At 34.7% G+C, this 16,546-nt stretch carries 25 protein-coding genes; 1 reads left to right on the forward strand and 24 read right to left on the reverse strand.

The window, feature by feature from the left end; translation table 11 throughout:
- Positions 1 to 128: 128 nt before the first annotated feature.
- The 7 genes from FNE73_RS12415 to FNE73_RS12445 form a co-directional block, all read right to left on the reverse strand.
- Entirely contained in the window at positions 129 to 1,415 is a 1,287-nt protein-coding gene (locus tag FNE73_RS12415) for a citrate synthase (protein ID WP_143884913.1), read from the reverse strand.
- Between the two features lie 90 nt (positions 1,416 to 1,505).
- Entirely contained in the window at positions 1,506 to 2,798 is a 1,293-nt protein-coding gene (gene eno / locus FNE73_RS12420; protein WP_143884914.1) for a phosphopyruvate hydratase, read from the reverse strand.
- Positions 2,799 to 2,890: 92 nt separating this feature from the next.
- On the reverse strand, positions 2,891 to 4,483 hold the full coding sequence (locus FNE73_RS12425; RefSeq protein WP_143884915.1) for a hypothetical protein: 1,593 nt from the start codon (positions 4,481 to 4,483) through the stop codon (positions 2,891 to 2,893).
- A gap of 133 nt (positions 4,484 to 4,616) precedes the next feature.
- Positions 4,617 to 5,402: a sensor histidine kinase gene (locus tag FNE73_RS12430; RefSeq protein ID WP_143884916.1), complete on the reverse strand. Its 786-nt coding sequence runs from the start codon at positions 5,400 to 5,402 to the stop codon at positions 4,617 to 4,619.
- On the reverse strand, positions 5,399 to 5,770 hold the full coding sequence (locus FNE73_RS12435; protein WP_143884917.1) for a hypothetical protein: 372 nt from the start codon (positions 5,768 to 5,770) through the stop codon (positions 5,399 to 5,401). The genes FNE73_RS12430 and FNE73_RS12435 overlap by 4 nt, the downstream gene beginning before the upstream one ends.
- Before the next feature lie 205 nt (positions 5,771 to 5,975).
- Entirely contained in the window at positions 5,976 to 6,560 is a 585-nt protein-coding gene (locus FNE73_RS12440) for a hypothetical protein (protein WP_143884918.1), read from the reverse strand.
- A gap of 4 nt (positions 6,561 to 6,564) precedes the next feature.
- A complete protein-coding gene (locus tag FNE73_RS12445) occupies positions 6,565 to 7,197 on the reverse strand; it encodes a response regulator transcription factor (protein ID WP_143884919.1) in 633 nt (210 codons plus the stop codon).
- A 219-nt stretch (positions 7,198 to 7,416) separates the two neighbouring features.
- Between FNE73_RS12445 and FNE73_RS12450 the strand changes: the two genes are divergently transcribed.
- Entirely contained in the window at positions 7,417 to 7,833 is a 417-nt protein-coding gene (locus FNE73_RS12450) for a hypothetical protein (protein WP_143884920.1), read from the forward strand.
- 56 nt (positions 7,834 to 7,889) lie between these two features.
- Here the strand turns inward: FNE73_RS12450 and rplQ are convergent, their stop codons facing one another.
- The 17 genes from rplQ to rplX all read right to left on the reverse strand — a co-directional run bounded on the left by rplQ (position 7,890) and on the right by rplX (position 16,540).
- Complete coding sequence (gene rplQ / locus FNE73_RS12455) at positions 7,890 to 8,417, reverse strand: 50S ribosomal protein L17 (protein ID WP_143884921.1); 528 nt, start codon at positions 8,415 to 8,417, stop codon at positions 7,890 to 7,892.
- A gap of 6 nt (positions 8,418 to 8,423) precedes the next feature.
- Entirely contained in the window at positions 8,424 to 9,419 is a 996-nt protein-coding gene (locus FNE73_RS12460) for a DNA-directed RNA polymerase subunit alpha (protein ID WP_089745107.1), read from the reverse strand.
- A 33-nt stretch (positions 9,420 to 9,452) separates the two neighbouring features.
- A complete protein-coding gene (gene rpsD, locus FNE73_RS12465; RefSeq protein WP_143884922.1) occupies positions 9,453 to 10,061 on the reverse strand; it encodes a 30S ribosomal protein S4 in 609 nt (202 codons plus the stop codon).
- Positions 10,062 to 10,080: 19 nt separating this feature from the next.
- Entirely contained in the window at positions 10,081 to 10,470 is a 390-nt protein-coding gene (gene rpsK / locus FNE73_RS12470; RefSeq protein ID WP_048504755.1) for a 30S ribosomal protein S11, read from the reverse strand.
- A 12-nt stretch (positions 10,471 to 10,482) separates the two neighbouring features.
- On the reverse strand, positions 10,483 to 10,860 hold the full coding sequence (rpsM, locus tag FNE73_RS12475; protein WP_076444023.1) for a 30S ribosomal protein S13: 378 nt from the start codon (positions 10,858 to 10,860) through the stop codon (positions 10,483 to 10,485).
- 9 nt (positions 10,861 to 10,869) lie between these two features.
- A complete protein-coding gene (gene rpmJ, locus FNE73_RS12480; RefSeq protein ID WP_007839480.1) occupies positions 10,870 to 10,986 on the reverse strand; it encodes a 50S ribosomal protein L36 in 117 nt (38 codons plus the stop codon).
- A 109-nt stretch (positions 10,987 to 11,095) separates the two neighbouring features.
- Positions 11,096 to 11,311 carry a translation initiation factor IF-1 gene (gene infA, locus FNE73_RS12485; RefSeq protein ID WP_029297754.1) on the reverse strand — a complete coding sequence of 72 codons (216 nt, stop codon included), beginning with the start codon at positions 11,309 to 11,311 and terminating at the stop codon, positions 11,096 to 11,098.
- 3 nt (positions 11,312 to 11,314) lie between these two features.
- On the reverse strand, positions 11,315 to 12,694 hold the full coding sequence (gene secY, locus FNE73_RS12490; protein WP_089745109.1) for a preprotein translocase subunit SecY: 1,380 nt from the start codon (positions 12,692 to 12,694) through the stop codon (positions 11,315 to 11,317).
- A gap of 9 nt (positions 12,695 to 12,703) precedes the next feature.
- Complete coding sequence (gene rplO / locus FNE73_RS12495) at positions 12,704 to 13,153, reverse strand: 50S ribosomal protein L15 (protein WP_143884923.1); 450 nt, start codon at positions 13,151 to 13,153, stop codon at positions 12,704 to 12,706.
- A 19-nt stretch (positions 13,154 to 13,172) separates the two neighbouring features.
- The gene (gene rpmD, locus FNE73_RS12500; protein WP_007839493.1) at positions 13,173 to 13,349 is read right to left on the reverse strand and encodes a 50S ribosomal protein L30; all 177 of its coding nucleotides are present in this window, start codon (positions 13,347 to 13,349) and stop codon (positions 13,173 to 13,175) included.
- 11 nt (positions 13,350 to 13,360) lie between these two features.
- Positions 13,361 to 13,882 carry a 30S ribosomal protein S5 gene (gene rpsE, locus FNE73_RS12505; RefSeq protein WP_034678028.1) on the reverse strand — a complete coding sequence of 174 codons (522 nt, stop codon included), beginning with the start codon at positions 13,880 to 13,882 and terminating at the stop codon, positions 13,361 to 13,363.
- Between the two features lie 18 nt (positions 13,883 to 13,900).
- The gene (rplR, locus tag FNE73_RS12510) at positions 13,901 to 14,254 is read right to left on the reverse strand and encodes a 50S ribosomal protein L18 (RefSeq protein ID WP_089745111.1); all 354 of its coding nucleotides are present in this window, start codon (positions 14,252 to 14,254) and stop codon (positions 13,901 to 13,903) included.
- Between the two features lie 14 nt (positions 14,255 to 14,268).
- Positions 14,269 to 14,814, reverse strand: coding sequence for a 50S ribosomal protein L6 (gene rplF / locus FNE73_RS12515; protein WP_143884924.1), 546 nt, complete (start codon positions 14,812 to 14,814; stop codon positions 14,269 to 14,271).
- 17 nt (positions 14,815 to 14,831) lie between these two features.
- Positions 14,832 to 15,230: a 30S ribosomal protein S8 gene (gene rpsH, locus FNE73_RS12520; protein ID WP_089745113.1), complete on the reverse strand. Its 399-nt coding sequence runs from the start codon at positions 15,228 to 15,230 to the stop codon at positions 14,832 to 14,834.
- 145 nt (positions 15,231 to 15,375) lie between these two features.
- A complete protein-coding gene (rpsN, locus tag FNE73_RS12525; RefSeq protein WP_027383308.1) occupies positions 15,376 to 15,645 on the reverse strand; it encodes a 30S ribosomal protein S14 in 270 nt (89 codons plus the stop codon).
- A gap of 3 nt (positions 15,646 to 15,648) precedes the next feature.
- Positions 15,649 to 16,200 carry a 50S ribosomal protein L5 gene (gene rplE / locus FNE73_RS12530; protein WP_143884925.1) on the reverse strand — a complete coding sequence of 184 codons (552 nt, stop codon included), beginning with the start codon at positions 16,198 to 16,200 and terminating at the stop codon, positions 15,649 to 15,651.
- A 13-nt stretch (positions 16,201 to 16,213) separates the two neighbouring features.
- Positions 16,214 to 16,540, reverse strand: coding sequence for a 50S ribosomal protein L24 (gene rplX, locus FNE73_RS12535; RefSeq protein ID WP_089745115.1), 327 nt, complete (start codon positions 16,538 to 16,540; stop codon positions 16,214 to 16,216).
- Between the last annotated feature and the right edge of the window lie 6 nt (positions 16,541 to 16,546).

Consider the following 16,546-nt stretch of genomic DNA (forward strand, 5'->3'; position numbering starts at 1 on the left):
ACATACATCAATCACTTCAAAATACATAAATCTGACGCTTAAGTTAATTAATTACCCAAAACTTGTCATAAAATAAAATCCCAAAACTTTTCAGCTTTGGGATTCATATTTTTAATCAGAGAAGAATATTATCTGTTGGTAATATCAATGTAATCTCTTTTTTGAGCTCCTTGATAAACCTGTCTTGGTCTACCGATTGGATCTCCTTTTAATCTCATTTCTTTCCACTGAGAAATCCATCCCGGAAGTCTTCCTAATGCAAACATTACCGTAAACATTTCGGTAGGAATTCCTAATGCTCTGTAAATAATTCCTGAATAGAAATCTACGTTTGGATAAAGTTTTCTTTCTACGAAATATTCGTCTTCCAAAGCTACTTTCTCCAGCTGCATTGCAATGTCAAGAGCTTTATCCTGAATGCCTAATGCATTAAGAATATCATCAGCTGCTTTTTTGATAATTTTTGCTCTAGGATCGAAATTTTTGTATACTCTGTGACCAAATCCCATCAAACGGAAGTTGTCATTTTTATCTTTAGCTTTTTCAACCCATTTATTTACATCTCCACCGTCTTTTTCGATCAGCTCAAGCATTTCTATTACTGCCTGGTTTGCTCCACCGTGAAGTGGTCCCCAAAGTGCAGAAACACCCGCAGAAACAGAAGCAAAAAGACCAGTATGAGCAGAACCAACCATTCTTACAGTAGATGTAGAACAGTTTTGCTCATGGTCAGCATGAAGGATTAATAATTTATCTAAAGCATCTACAACAACCGGATCAATTTCAAATTCCTGATTCGGCATTCTGAAAGTCATTTTGTAGAAATTTTCTACATAATTTAAGCTGTTGTCTCCGTGGTTTAATGGTAATCCCTGAGTTTTTCTGTAAGTCCATGCACAAAGATGAGAGAATTTAGCAATCATCAATTCAGCTGCATGATCCATCTCCTCTTTAGAATTTACATTGACTGCTTTAGGATTGAATGCAGTTAATGCAGAAGTAAGGGAAGATAAAACTCCCATTGGGTGAGCAGAACGAGGAAAAGCATCAATGATTTTTTTCATTTCCTCTGCTACAAAATTATATTTTTTGATATTTCCGTTGAAATTGTCAAACTGCTCTGTTGTAGGCAACTCTCCATGAAGCAAAAGATACATTACTTCCGTAAAGTTAGACTTTTCTGCAATCTGCTCAATAGGATAACCTCTGTAGAACAATTCTCCTTTGTCTCCATCAAGATATGTAATGTCACTTAATGTAGCACCAGTGTTTTTGTACCCTAAATCTAAGGTGATAAGACCTGTCTGATCTCTTAATTTTGAAATATCTATTCCTCTGTCTCCGATTGTACTATCCACGATTGGATATTCATAAGAATTACCGTCGTAATTTAATATAACTTTGTTGTCTGACATTATATAATTTATTTTTCTTTAAATATACTACTTATTATAAAATACGGCAAACAAAAAAAATCGCTTGCCGTTATTTATAAATTCAATGAATTATCTTTTGATTTTGAAAGCATCTAAGCCCGGGAAAACAGCTGTTTCGCCAAGAGCTTCTTCAATTCTGAGCAATTGGTTGTATTTTGCCATTCTGTCTGATCTTGAAGCAGATCCTGTTTTAATCTGACCGCAGTTCATCGCTACTGCAAGATCAGCAATTGTAGAATCTTCTGTTTCACCTGATCTGTGGGACATCACAGATGTAAACTTGTTATGCTGAGCCATTTGTACCGCTGCCATTGTTTCAGAAAGAGAACCAATCTGGTTTACTTTTACTAAAATTGAATTGGCAATTCCTTCTTTTACTCCTCTTGCAAGTCTTTCTACATTGGTAACAAATAAATCGTCTCCCACCAACTGTACTCTGTCTCCGATTTTGTCGGTAAGCATTTTCCAGCCTTCCCAGTCATTTTCGTGCATTCCGTCTTCAATAGAGATGATAGGATATTTCGCCGCCAATTCTGCAAGATAAGAAACCTGCTCACTGCTTGAATATTGAGCTGCATCTGCTGTCTGGAATTTTCTATAATCATAAATTCCATCCTTATAAAATTCTGAAGCAGCGCAGTCTAATGCGATCATTACATCATCTCCCGGTTTGTAACCCGCTTTTTCGATTGCCTGAAGCAAAGTATCCAAAGCATCTTCAGTTCCTGCAAAAGTCGGTGCAAAACCTCCTTCATCACCTACAGCCGTAGACAGACCTCTTGAGTGAAGAATGGATTTCAAATTATGGAAAATCTCCGTTCCTTTTCTTAAAGCATGAGAGAAAGAATCTGCTTTTACCGGCATAACCATAAATTCCTGAAATGCAATCGGCGCATCTGAGTGAGAACCACCATTGATTACATTCATCATCGGAACCGGAAGCGTGTTAGCGTTTACACCGCCTACATATTTATACAAAGGCATTCTCAATTCCGTAGCTGCTGCTTTTGCTGCTGCCAAAGAAACGCCAAGGATTGCATTGGCTCCGATATTTCCTTTATTGTTTGTTCCGTCTAAATCAATCATAATCTGATCGATTAAATTCTGATCAAAAACAGGAAGACCCACCAATTCCGGTGCAATTACTTCTCTTACATTTTCCACAGCTTTGGAAACACCTTTCCCCATCCATTCTGAACCGCCATCACGCAGCTCAACTGCTTCATGTTCTCCTGTTGATGCTCCTGAAGGAACTGCAGCACGACCCATCGCACCACTTTCTGTAAATACATCAACTTCTACTGTAGGATTTCCTCTGGAATCCAAAATCTGTCTTGCTTCTATGTAAGAAATGTAACTCATTGTTTGTTTTTTTATAGTTTAGACAAATTTAATGATTTTTTGAGTTTTAACATTATTTGAACAAGTTTAATTGAATTTTTATGAGTTAAATTTTAGTTAATTTTAACCCAAATGTAATAGCCTTCATCTTTACCTGGTATTTTCTCTATACCATTTATTACAAATATTGCTTTTTCTTTCAGAATGTCTATAATGTTTCCTTGAATCCATTCACTATCTTTAAATATAGGTTTCATATTTCTAATATTAATATCCGTTCCTGCAGTGAGTATATCTTTGAATTCTATTGTAAAATCAGAACCAATATTTAATTGTGACACATTAGATTCTGTGATTTTGTTACTTGAATCCACAGCTCCCAAATAAATCCACTTTTCATTATAAGGAGATACACTGGTTACCTCTGTATTGGTGAATTTCTCAATAGATTTTATAATCGAATCCTTATCATTACTTTTAATTTCTTTAATAGGTCTGCTTAATAAACTCTTTACTCTATTACATTCTTCACCTTCACAATCATTCAATAGTTTTTTAGCTTTATCTAAGTTGTTGGTTTTAATTTGATAAGCAACGGCTTGTAATTTTGTTTCATTTGTTACAAAATCGTTCGCTTTTGCTACCATCATTTGCTTTACCACTAAATCAACATTCTGTAAACTTTTAATAGAGGAATTTTTATGAACAAAATCAGCATATTCTGTTAATCTTTTCTTGTTTTCTATTACTCGTTTTACTTCCATCGTATATAATTCTTTTGTGTGCTTTTGTAAAGTATCCAAAAGGTTTTTTTTCCATTCTAAATCATTAGTAGTATTTTTTTCGATGCTTTTCTGAAGCAAATTCATCTTATCAATATTTGCATAAATTGATGATTCAAAATTTGCTCTGTATTTATCTAAAACCGGTATTACTTGTGGAGCAAATTTTATTTCTCCATCGACACCCTCCTTGTCTTTCATTGTTTTTAAAAAAGTAATTACCGCTTTTAAATCAGCAAAAGTTGCAATATCAAAATTATTATTTTCCGGTAGAGGAACACGTGAATCTAAACCAGTGATACCAATAGTTTTAATAGAAATATCTATTTTTTTTCTTTTATTTTCAACATCCATCGCCAATCCAGCGAGTGAGCCAACACCAGCTCCTTTAAAAATTGATTTTGAATCGTGTATGGTAAGTTCTGCCCTAATACCACCGGCATATCTAATTGTAGGGATTTTGTAGCAACTTATATCTTTGTACTGCAAATAGTCAATTACAAGATAGCTACGTTTACTATCTACATTGGAGCTGGCAATCCCAAAAGCATTTAAAGCGGCTTTGTTTTCATTAGTGAAAAAATATTGTCTAAATTGAAATCCACCATCCAAGTCTGCAAGTTTTGTTGGTTCAGTATAGGTGCAATTGATATAGCCTTTTTTCAGTAAATTTCTTTCGCCACTATTGTTCGAATTTAATAATCCGCCTAATAATGACCTTTCACCATTTTTATTAGTACTAAGACCAAACAAAATATGGCGAACCGCATCATACTCGTTTACCGCTTGAGAATAATAATATTCATCTGCATACAATACATCATTTTCTAGAACCTCTCTATTTTTTGTAAAACTTGTTGAGGTTGACGTACATGAATAAATAAGAGCTATCAACAACAAGAAAAAAATAATTTTAGTTTTCATGGCTATTGGTTTTAAAGTTTACTTCAAAGTTCTCTTTAAAAACTCCGCCAATCAATTACACAAACGGGTAAATTTTAAAACAAAAAAACAGCACCTTAAAATGATGTTGTCTGATTCTAATATTTAAAATTTCCTATAAATCGATCCTGAAAAACAAATGCGTTCCGTTTTCAGTGGTGACTTCACAATGCCCATTTTGTTCCTGCATTCTCCGCTTCATGTTTCGCAGTCCGTTTCCTTCTTGTTTTTCATGATTAATTCCTATTCCGTTGTCGGAAATTTTCATCATGAATTCTTTATCTTCCTGAACAAACGAAAGCTTTAGTTGATTAGATTGACTATGTTTATACGCATTATTCAAGGCTTCTTTTAAGCATAGAAATAGATTGCGTCTCTGTTCTGTGGTGATTACTGTTTCCAAAACAACGTTTTTGCTTTCTGTGAGCAGGAGAATTTTAGTTTTTTTCAAAAAATTTTGCGCATACATTTTTGAGTAATCTATAAAGCTTCCCAATGTATCATTTCCTGAGTTGAGACTCCAAAGCATTTCCCTCATGGAAAGGTTCATTTCTTCAGAAGTTTTCAGAAGTTCATCAATGTCATTTTTCAGATCGTCATTTTCTGCTCTTTGTTTTAAAAACTCTGCCTGAAGTTTTAGAGCTGAAATTCCCGCACCAAGATCGTCATGCATATCGTGGGAAATTCTTTCCCGCTCTGCTTCTATTGATTTTTGTTTCTCGAGTTCTTTTTGAAGAAGTTGATTTTGGTGTTCGGATTCTTTAAGTTGTTGTTCTTTGAGATAGAGAAGCTGTTTTCGGTTGTATATCAAAACAACAAAAATGATGAATGCAACAAATAACATCATTACAGCCAATGCAATAAGATAGGTTAATTTTATTTCAAAAGGAAGCTCTTTCATCGTTTGCAAATAAGACCGCGAAAAAATAATATATATGTGATAATGACAGAAGTCTGATAAATTTCATTCAACGTGTTTTTTAAAAAGTAATGATCTTCTTTGGCAAAGAAATATGCAGGCAAAATCCTAAAAATATAAATAGTACTCCAAAGCAGTAAACCCGAGCTTAGCCAAAAATTAACTTTCTTGTAAATTAAGATCTCATCTGTATTTTTAATTTGTTTAAAAAACCATGTTATCGCAAGAGCCACATAAATTAAAGCCTGGTAAATAGCCAACAGTTCTTTTTGTTTAGCCATTATAACACCTATAATTAGTAAACAGAATACAAGTATTAAAGTATTTTTCTGTCCAGCTTCATTCTTCATGTAGTACCAAGTAAAAAATATTATGTACATAATATTCAACCAGTCATATATGCTTCTATCTATAATTTCAAGATAAACTAATAATTCTGAACTAAAAACTACAAAAAAATAAACGTATAAGCAGGAATGCCTCGTTACTCTATTTAAAGATGAAGCAACGAGGCAAAGAAATAGTATTATTAAATAAATTTCGAACATTTTTATTTTAAGGATGCGGATCAAAAGTGTCAAAGCACATACTCACCGAATTATCATCATTAATATATTTCATAACAAAATTGACTCTGAACGCTCTTCTTGGAACAATTCTTTCATTATAAACGGATAGATACAGCTCAGCACATTTGTGTTTGAACTTTTTTATATCTTCGTGCGGAATCACGACAAAATCAGGACACTCGTTTTCTTGCGGAACTTTAAGTTTAGATTTATGGTTGTTTAAAAATTTATTTTTAAAATTTGGAAAATCTGAAATTATTTCACGGGGCGGTTTATTATCTACATAACAATATTTTTCACCTTCTAAATGATAAGCTACAGCCAGACCGTTTCCATCATCTATAAAATGAATTTCTAAATCTTTATCAGCCTCTAAAAAGGAATTCATCAATTCTGCTGTTAAATGAAACTTTTTATTTTTGTATTCATTAAAATCTTTAAATACTTCGTTGAAAAGATTGATCATTATATCACCTTTACTACAATCTATTACCTTTTTAATCTCATACTTTGTTAAGGTGTTATCTACATAGCCTTTTTCAATTAATTCTAATAATTGTGTTTTTTTCATGATTTTAGTTTTTAAAATGGTTAAATTTATTAATAGCCTCCACCTTGTTGCTGACGTGGAGTTTTCTGTAAATATTTCCTACGTGTTTTTTTACGGTATCAATACTGATAAATTTTCTATCGGCAATTTCTTTGTAGAGTAAGCCTTCCGCTAAAAGTTCCAACACTTCTTTTTCTCTTTCTGTAAGCTCGTCCCATTTCTGTACTTCTGAATGTTTTCGGACAAAATGACTGAGAACTTTTCGGGCAATCGATAAACTCATAGGCGCACCACCATTGTAGACATCTCTTATTGAGGAAAGAATTTTATCCATACTTTCACCTTTTACAAGGTAGCCCATTGCTCCGGCTTTAAGCGAGCTGAAAATTTTTTTGTCATCTTCAAAGCTGGTACACATAATAAATTGAGTATTTGGAAGTTCTTTTTTTATTTTAGAAATTACATCAATTCCTAACATATCCTGAAGCTGAATATCCATCATCACAACATCAGGAGAAAGACCAGATAATTCATGTAAGGCTGTTTTGCCATCAAAGAACTGGGCGACAACTATCATGTCATCCTGATAATTGATAACTTTCTTCAACGTATTGTTGTAGTTTTTTTCGTCTTCTACTATGGCTATGGAAATACTCATGTTTACGGATTTCTTTAGAACAAATATCAACAGAAAATGGAGAAGAGTCAATTACACTTTCGGGTAATTGCTAATTTTAATAATCGTTTTAATGGTTTGTTTTTTGTTTTTATTAAATTTAAGAAATTTTTCAGAAACAAACCTTTATCAATATAAATTTATAATTAATTTGATACATCTGAACATCCTAGAAAATAAATTTAAAAAACATTTTAATTTATGAAAATACATCAATTGGCTATTGCCTGTATTATCAGTGTTACATTATTTAGCTGTAAAAAAGAAGGCAATAAAGGAATTATGAAAAGCGATCAGGAAATAATTCTCGCAGATAATGGAAAGCCCGATTCTACTATATCATACAACATAGATGTGGATGGAAATAAATCTATTAAAACAGATTATGTTTACAGAGCGACCGACGGCACTTTGGTAAAAGTAGTTTTCAATTATGACCCTGCACACAGGAACGTATCTATAAGAAGCAACAACAAAACATTTATTCTTGAAAAAACCGAAGCGAAGCCTAATGAAACTATCTATGAAAAAGATGACATGAAAGCTCTGGTAAAAGGAGACAGCTTAATTCTTCACCAAAGCAGTAACATTATTGAACTGGTAAAAACAAAAATATAGAATAAAAAAAACCGTTCAGTAATCTGAACGGTTTTTTTATTATCTGTAGGAATTTACTATTCTTCAGTTTTTTCCTCTGTAGAATCCGTAGTTTCTGCTTTAGGCTCTTCTACTTTTTCTTCTACTACAGGAGCTTCAGCAACTACAGCTTCTTTTTTAGGAGCTGTTGCAGATCTTCTGCTTCTTCTTGTAGTTTTCTTCTCTTCAGCATTAGGATTGTAAAGCTCATTGAAATCAACTAACTCGATAAGAGCAGTATCTGCAGCATCACCAGGTCTGAAACCAGTCTTGATGATTCTCGTATAACCACCGTTTCTTTCAGCGATTTTCGGAGCTACAGTTCTGAATAACTCAGTAACCGCTTCTTTATTTTGAAGATATGAAAAAACAATTCTTCTGTTGTGAGTAGTATCTTCTTTTGCTTTAGTTAACAGAGGTTCAACATATACTCTTAAAGCCTTAGCTTTAGCAACAGTAGTGTTGATTCTTTTATGCTCAATTAGAGAACAAGCCATATTAGAAAGCAAAGCACTTCTGTGAGAAGCCGTTCTTCCTAAGTGATTGAATTTTTTACCGTGTCTCATTATTAATTATTTATCAGCGTCTAATTTATATTTTGCAACGTCAAAACCGAAGTTAAGACCTTTTGAATGCACCAATTCTTCTAGTTCTGTCAAAGATTTTTTACCAAAATTTCTGAATTTCATCAAATCAGACTTACTGTAAGAAACTAACTCACCAAGAGTTTCTACTTCAGCCGCTTTCAAACAGTTAAGGGCTCTTACGGAAAGATCCATATCTGCTAATTTAGACTTAAGAAGTTGTCTTGTATGAAGAGTTTCTTCATCATATTGAATAGATGCTTTTACAGCTTCAGTTTCTAACGTGATTCTCTCATCAGAGAAAAGCATGAAGTGATAAATTAATATCTTTGAAGCTTCAGTTAAAGCATTCTGAGGACTTATTGAGCCATCAGTTTCTATATCTAATACCAGTTTTTCGTAGTCTGTTTTTTGCTCTACACGGTAATTTTCAATACTATACTGTACTTTTTTGATCGGCGTAAAGATAGAGTCAATAGCAATAGTTCCCATAGGAGCATTGTTTGACTTGTTTTGTTCAGAAGGAACATATCCTCTTCCCTTTTCTATGTTGAACGTAATTTCAAAAGTAACATCAGAATTCAGGTTGCAGATCAATAAATCAGGATTCAAGATCTCAAATCCGTTGATTGATTGTCCTAAATCTCCAGCAGTAACAGCAGTTTTCCCTGAAACTTTAGCAACAACCTGCTCAGAAGCCTGGTTTTCTGCTGTAGCTTTAAGTCTTACCTGCTTAAGGTTAAGAATAATTTCAGTAACATCTTCAATTACTCCCGGGATAGTTGAAAATTCGTGCTCTACACCTTCTATTTTGATAGATGAAATAGCGTATCCTTCCAGAGAAGAAAGCAACACTCTTCTCAAAGCATTACCGATTGTAAGCCCGAAACCTGGTTCTAGAGGTCTGAATTCGAATTGACCTTTAAATTCATCAGAGTTAAGTAGGATTACTTTATCGGGTTTTATGAATTGTAAAATTGCCATATTGTTGGGTTGAGCAAAAATTTGATTAAAAAATTATTTAGAGTAAAGTTCGACGATCAACTGTTCTTTGATGTCCTCCGGAATCTGGATTCTGTCCGGAGCAGAAATGAAAGTACCTTCTTTCTTCTCGTCGTTGAATTGTAACCACTCGTAGTTTGCTTTTGAAGCCAATGCATCAGCAACAACTTCTAAAGATTTAGATTTTTCTCTTACTGTGATTACATCACCAGCTTTTACTAAATAAGATGGAATGTTCAGAATTTCACCGTTCACAGTAATGTGTCTGTGAGAAACTAATTGTCTTGCTCCTGCTCTAGTTTTAGCAAAACCTAATCTGTAAACCACGTTGTCTAATCTAGACTCGCAAAGCTGCAAAAGAACTTCACCGGTTACACCTTTACTTCTGTGTGCTTTTTCAAAAAGATTAGCAAACTGTCTTTCTAAAATACCGTAAGTATATTTAGCTTTTTGTTTTTCAGCTAACTGAATTGCATATTCTGATTTCTTAGCACCTCTTCTTTTGTTAGGACCATGCTGTCCTGGCGGTTGGTTTTTTCTTTTTTCGAAGTTTTTGTCATCTCCGTAGATTGCAGCACCAAACTTTCTAGCAATCTTAGTTTTAGGTCCAATATATCTTGCCATAATGGGTAAATTCTAAAAATTAAACTCTTCTTCTTTTTGGTGGTCTACAACCATTGTGTGGCATAGGAGTCACATCAATGATTTCGCTGACTTCAATTCCTGAATTGTGAATAGTTCTGATTGCAGATTCTCTACCTGCACCAGGACCTTTCACATACACCTTTACTCTTCTAAGACCAGCTTCGTGAGCAACAGCAGAGCAATTTTCAGCTGCCATTTGAGCAGCAAATGGAGTATTCTTTTTAGAACCTCTGAAACCCATTTTACCGGCAGAAGCCCAAGAGATAACCTCTCCGTTTTTATTTGTTAAAGAAATGATGATGTTATTGAAAGAAGCCTGAATGTGCGCCTCACCAATAGCTTCAACTTTTACTTTTCTTTTTTTAACTACTTTAGTTTGTTTTGCCATAATTCCTAACGATTATTTACTTGCCTTTTTCTTGTTAGCAACTGTTTTTCTCTTTCCTTTACGGGTTCTAGAGTTGTTTTTCGTTCTCTGGCCTCTTAAAGGTAATCCTAGTCTGTGACGTATTCCTCGTTGGCATCCTATGTCCATCAATCTCTTGATGTTCAATTGCACTTCAGATCTCAATTCTCCTTCCACTTTAATGTTTTCAGAGATGTATGTTCTGATTGCAGCCAATTCATCGTCATTCCATTCGTTGACTTTCTTGTCTTCGCTGATACCGGCAGCTTTAAGGATTTCTGAAGAAGTGCTTCTTCCGATTCCGTAGATGTAAGTTAAACCGATAACGCCTCTTTTGTTTTTTGGTAAATCAATACCTGAAATTCTCGCCATAATTTAATTTTAGCCTTGTCTTTGTTTAAATTTTGGGTTTTTCTTGTTGATTACAAACAGAACGCCTTTTCTGCGAACGATTTTGCAATCAGCACTTCTTTTTTTAATTGATGCTCTAACTTTCATTTGATAGTATTTATTTTTTACTAATGATAAAAATCCGAAGATTTTAATTTAGCATTTATTTTTCAACAATAGCCAAATGGAAACTTCAGAATCCATTTGGCATTTGTTTTTAGTATCTAAATGTGATTCTCCCCTTTGAAAGATCATAAGGAGACATTTCTAATTTTACCTTATCTCCAGGTAACAGCTTAATGTAATGCATACGCATTTTACCGGAAATATGAGCAATAAGCACATGCCCATTCTCCAACTCTACACGAAACTGGGCGTTGGAAAGAGCTTCCGTTATCACGCCATCCTGCTCAATATGTTTTTGTTTTGCCATAAATTAATATCCAGTCGATCTTGATAATTTTGACTGCATTAAGCCATCATAATGATGATTCAGCAGATAAGTGTTAATCTGTTGAACAGTATCAAGTACTACTCCAACCATAATTAGCAACGATGTACCCCCGAAAAACAGGGCAAACGCATCTGTCTGAACAAGACTTCCATGCACTATTGCCGGAAGGACTGCAAAGATAGATAAAAATATTGCACCTGGCAAGGTAATTTTTGATAAAATATCATCAAGGTAATCTGCAGTCTCTTTACCAGGCCTTACTTTAGGTACCAAACCACCGTTTCTCTTAAGATCATCGGCCATTTGGTTTACCGGAATTGTAATTGCGGTATAGAAAAATGAGAAGATAATAATTAATAAAGCAAACAATACATTGTATTGCCAGCTGAATACATTTTTAAAACCTGCAAGAAAAGTATTTGATTCATCAAACTTTGTTAATAATCCCGGTACGAACATCAATGCCTGAGCAAAGATAATCGGCATTACACCGGCAGCATTTACTTTTAATGGAATCCACTGTCTTGCTCCCTGCATAAGATTTCTGTTTACACCTCCTCTTGCCTGAGCTCTGCTCACATACTGGATAGGTATTTTTCTTACGGCAACAGATAATACCACTGCTAAAAGAACCACCAACATCCAGAATATAACTTCAACAAGAATCATGATAGAACCTAATCCTCCTTTTCCGTTTTGTACTGCAACCTCCTGTACAAATGCTTCTGGTAATCTAGACAAAATTCCCACCATAATAAGGATAGAAATACCGTTACCGATACCTTTGTCTGTGATTTTTTCACCTAACCACATTGCAAATACTGATCCTGCAACCAAGATTACAATACTCGGCAACCAAAACATTACTGAGTTCGGATCAATAAGATAAGCAGACTGGAACTGAGCATAAGGTAAAAATAACCCTGTAATAGATCCAAGATATGAAGGCGCCTGTACAAGACAAACACCAATAGTTAACCATCTGGTAATCTGATTAAGAGTATTTCTTCCTGATTCTCCGTCTTTTTGAAGTTTCTGAAGATAAGGAATTGCCATCCCCATCAACTGAACAATAATAGAAGCAGAAATGTAAGGCATGATTCCTAACGCCATTACAGAAGCATGACTGAAAGCCCCTCCTGTAAACGACGAAAGCAAGCCAAGGAGACCTGCTCCTTGCTTGTTACCGCCCTGACTTTTATAATGCTCTAAGAGATCTCCCACCTCTGCAAGGTTAATTGCAGGAAGAGAGATAAAAGATGCGAATCTATACACAAGGATAATACCTAAAGTAAATAGAATTTTATCTCTAAGTTCCTTAAGGCTCCAAATATTTTTGAGGGTTTGTATAAATTCTTTCATTAGTAATTATTATAAGGTAATTGCTTTTCCACCTGCTTTAGAAATCAATTCTTCAGCAGATTTAGTGAATTTGTCAGCAGAAATTGAAACCGCAGATTTCAATTCTCCTCTCCCCATAATTTTCACTAATTCATTTTTAGAAGCTAATCCGTTTTGTACCAAAACTTCTTTTGTAATATCTCCTGTAATAGATTTATTCTCAATTAAAGTCTGAATACTGTCTAGATTAATTGCTCTGAATTCTTTTCTGTTTACGTTTTTGAAACCAAATTTAGGTAGTCTTCTCTGTAAAGGCATCTGACCTCCCTCAAAACCGATCTTCTGAGAATAACCAGCTCTTGCTTTCTGACCTTTGTGACCTTTCGTAGAAGTACCACCTTTTCCGCTACCTTGTCCTCTACCAATTCTTTTTGAATTGAAAGTAGATCCTGCAGCTGGCTTTATGTTGTTTAAATTCATTTTAAAATTATTTTAAAAATTATTTTTGAACTTCAAGTAAGTGACTAACTGCAGCTATCATTCCTAAGATAGAAGGAGTAGCTTCGTGCTCTACAACTTGGTGAAGTTTCTTAAATCCTAATGCTTCAAGCGTTCTCTTTTGGGTTTTTGTTCTACCAATAGCGCTTCTTACTTGTTTTACTTTAATTGTTGCCATTGTTTTAATTATTAACCGTTAAACACTTTAGTTAGAGAAACTCCTCTCATTCTTGCGATTTCTTCTGGTCTTCTGATGTCTAACAATGCTTTGAAAGTTGCTTTTACCACATTGTGAGGGTTTGAAGATCCTTTAGATTTTGAAAGGATATCGTGAATACCAGCAGATTCTAGTACCGCTCTTACCGCACCACCGGCGATAAGCCCTGTACCATGAGAAGCAGGTCTCAAGAAGATATCTGCACCACCGTATCTAGCAGTAGTCTGGTGAGGAATCGTGTGGTTCATTACAGGAACTTTTACTAAGTTTTTCTTAGCATCTTCTACCGCCTTAGCAATAGCAGAAGCAACTTCCTTAGATTTTCCTAAACCAAAACCGATAGTTCCAGCTTCATCTCCTACCACAACGATAGCAGAAAAACCGAAAGCTCTACCTCCTTTAGTTACTTTTGTTACTCTATTAACAGCTACGAGACGATCTTTAAGTTCTAATCCTCCCGGTTTTACTCTTTCTATATTATCTAGTCCTAACATATTTCCGAAATTTAATGATTAGAATTTAAGTCCACCTTCTCTCGCACCGTCAGCAAGAGCTTTCACTCTACCATGGTAAACGAATCCGTTTCTATCAAATACAATATTTTCAATTCCTGCAGCAAGAGCTTTAGCAGCAATTGCTTTTCCTACAGCCGCAGAAACTTCAGTTTTTGTTCCGTTAGCATCTACTCCTTTCTCTCTTGAAGAAGCAGAAACTAAAGTTTTACCGTCTTTATCGTTGATTAACTGAGCGTAAATTTCTTTATTACTTTTATATACAGATAATCTTGGCAATTCAGAAGATCCTGAGATTTTTCCTCTTACTCTTCTTTTTATTCTTATTCTTTTTTCTAACTTACTTAGTGCCATTTTCTTAAATTTTATTAAGCAGATTTACCAGCTTTACGTCTAACATTTTCACCAACGAATCTCACACCTTTTCCTTTGTACGGCTCAGGCTTTCTGAATGAACGGATTTTTGCAGCCACCATTCCAAGAAGTTGCTTATCGTAAGACGTTAAAGTAATAATTGGGTTTTTACCTTTTTCAGTCAATGTATCAACTTTCACTTCGCTTGGAAGCTCTAATACGATACCGTGAGAGAAACCTAAAGCCAACTCAAGTTTTTGACCTGAGTGAGAAGCTCTGTAACCTACTCCCACTAATTCTAGTTTCTTTTCGAAACCTTCAGATACACCAACAATCATATTGTTGATTAACGCTCGGTATAAACCGTGAAGCGCTCTGTGTTGTTTAGCATCAGATGGTCTGTTAACTGTAAGTTCTCCATCTTTCTGCTCTAAAGTAATTCCCTCTGTAAGCTCCTGAGAAAGTTCTCCTTTAGAACCTTTTACCGTTACTACACCTTCTTTCTCAGTGATGGTAACACCAGCGGGAATTGTTATAATTGCTTTACCAATTCTTGACATTTTCCTTTGATTAAAAATTAATAAACATAGCAGATTACTTCACCGCCTACTTTTTCTTCTCTAGCTTTCTTGTCAGTCATTACTCCTTTAGAAGTAGAGATGATAGAAATACCCAAACCATTCAATACTCTTGGAAGTTCCGCAGAACCTTTGTACTGTCTTAAACCTGGTCTAGAAGCTCTTTGAATAGACTTGATAGCCGGTTTGTTGGTTTGCTTGTCGTACTTTAAAGCGATTTTGATCGTTCCCTGAACAGCGTTATCCTCAAACTTGTAGTTTAAGATATACCCCTGATCAAATAAGATCTTAGTAATCTCCTTTTTGATTTTCGATGCAGGAATTTCCACCACTTTGTGGCCTGCGCTTTGTGCGTTCCTTACTCTTGTTAGGAAATCTGAAATTGGATCTGTTACCATTTTTCTATTTTAAATTATTGGTTAAAGACAATCAGTATTGAAAGGACTTGAAGATAAAATATCAGACTTCAGAAAACTTAGGTCTGATATTTTTATTCTTTAGTATCCAGACAACTTAATTGCCCCGATTTTTAATTAGTAATTATTACCAACTGGCTTTTTTAACTCCCGGGATAAGACCGTTGTTTGCCATTTCTCTGAAAGTTACTCTGGAAATTCCGAACGTTCTCATATATCCTCTTGGTCTTCCTGTCAATTTACATCTGTTGTGTAATCTTACAGGAGAAGCGTTTTTAGGCAACTTCTGAAGAGCTTCATAATCACCTGCTTCTTTCAAAGCTTTTCTTTTTTCAGCGTATTTAGCTACTGTAGCTTCTCTTTTGCGCTCACGCGCTTTCATTGATTCTTTTGCCATTTCTTAGTTCTTTTTGAATGGTAAACCGAAGTGAGTTAATAATGCTTTAGCTTCTTTATCTGTCTTCGCAGTTGTAACAAAAGTGATGTCCATCCCTTGGATTTTCTTTACTTTATCAATTACGATTTCAGGGAAGATAATTTGCTCAGTAATACCTAAGTTATAATTACCTCTACCATCGAAACCTTCAGCCTTGATTCCAGAGAAATCTCTGATACGTGGCAAAGCAGAAGAAGTCAATCTGTCTAAGAATTCGTACATTTTGTTTGCTCTAAGAGTTACCTTAGCACCTACAGGCATACCTTTTCTTAATTTGAAAGCAGCTTCATCTTTCTTAGAGATCGTACCAACAGCCTTTTGACCAGTGATATTCGTTAATTCTTCAACAGCATAATCGATGATTTTTTTATCAGCTGTAGCGTCACCTAAACCTTGAGATAAAATAATTTTCTCAAGTTTTGGTACCTGCATTACTGATTTGTATCCGAATTCTTCCATCATTGCAGGAACAATCGTTTCTTTATATGCTTTTTTGGGTCTTGCTATATATTCCATGTGTTATTTAAAATTATAAAGTTTCACCCGTTTTCTTGTTGATTCTTACTTTCTTATCTCCTTCGATTTTGTAACCTACTTTGATAGCTTTTCCGTCTTTACCAACTAAAGCTACGTTTGAGATATGAATAGAAGCTTCCTTCTCAGTGATTCCTCCTTGAGGGTTAGAAGCTGAAGGCTTAACGTGTTTTTTAACGATATTAAGTCCTGCAACGATAACTCTAGGGTCTCTTCCTTCTTTTTTGATCACTTCAATAACTTCACCAGTTTTACCCTTGATCTCTTTTTTACCAGTGGTAATGATTACGTTATCTCCTCTTTTTATTTTTAACTTTGACATTTTTTT

The sequence above is a fragment of the Chryseobacterium binzhouense genome (assembly GCF_007474545.1).
GTDB lineage: Bacteria > Bacteroidota > Bacteroidia > Flavobacteriales > Weeksellaceae > Chryseobacterium > Chryseobacterium binzhouense.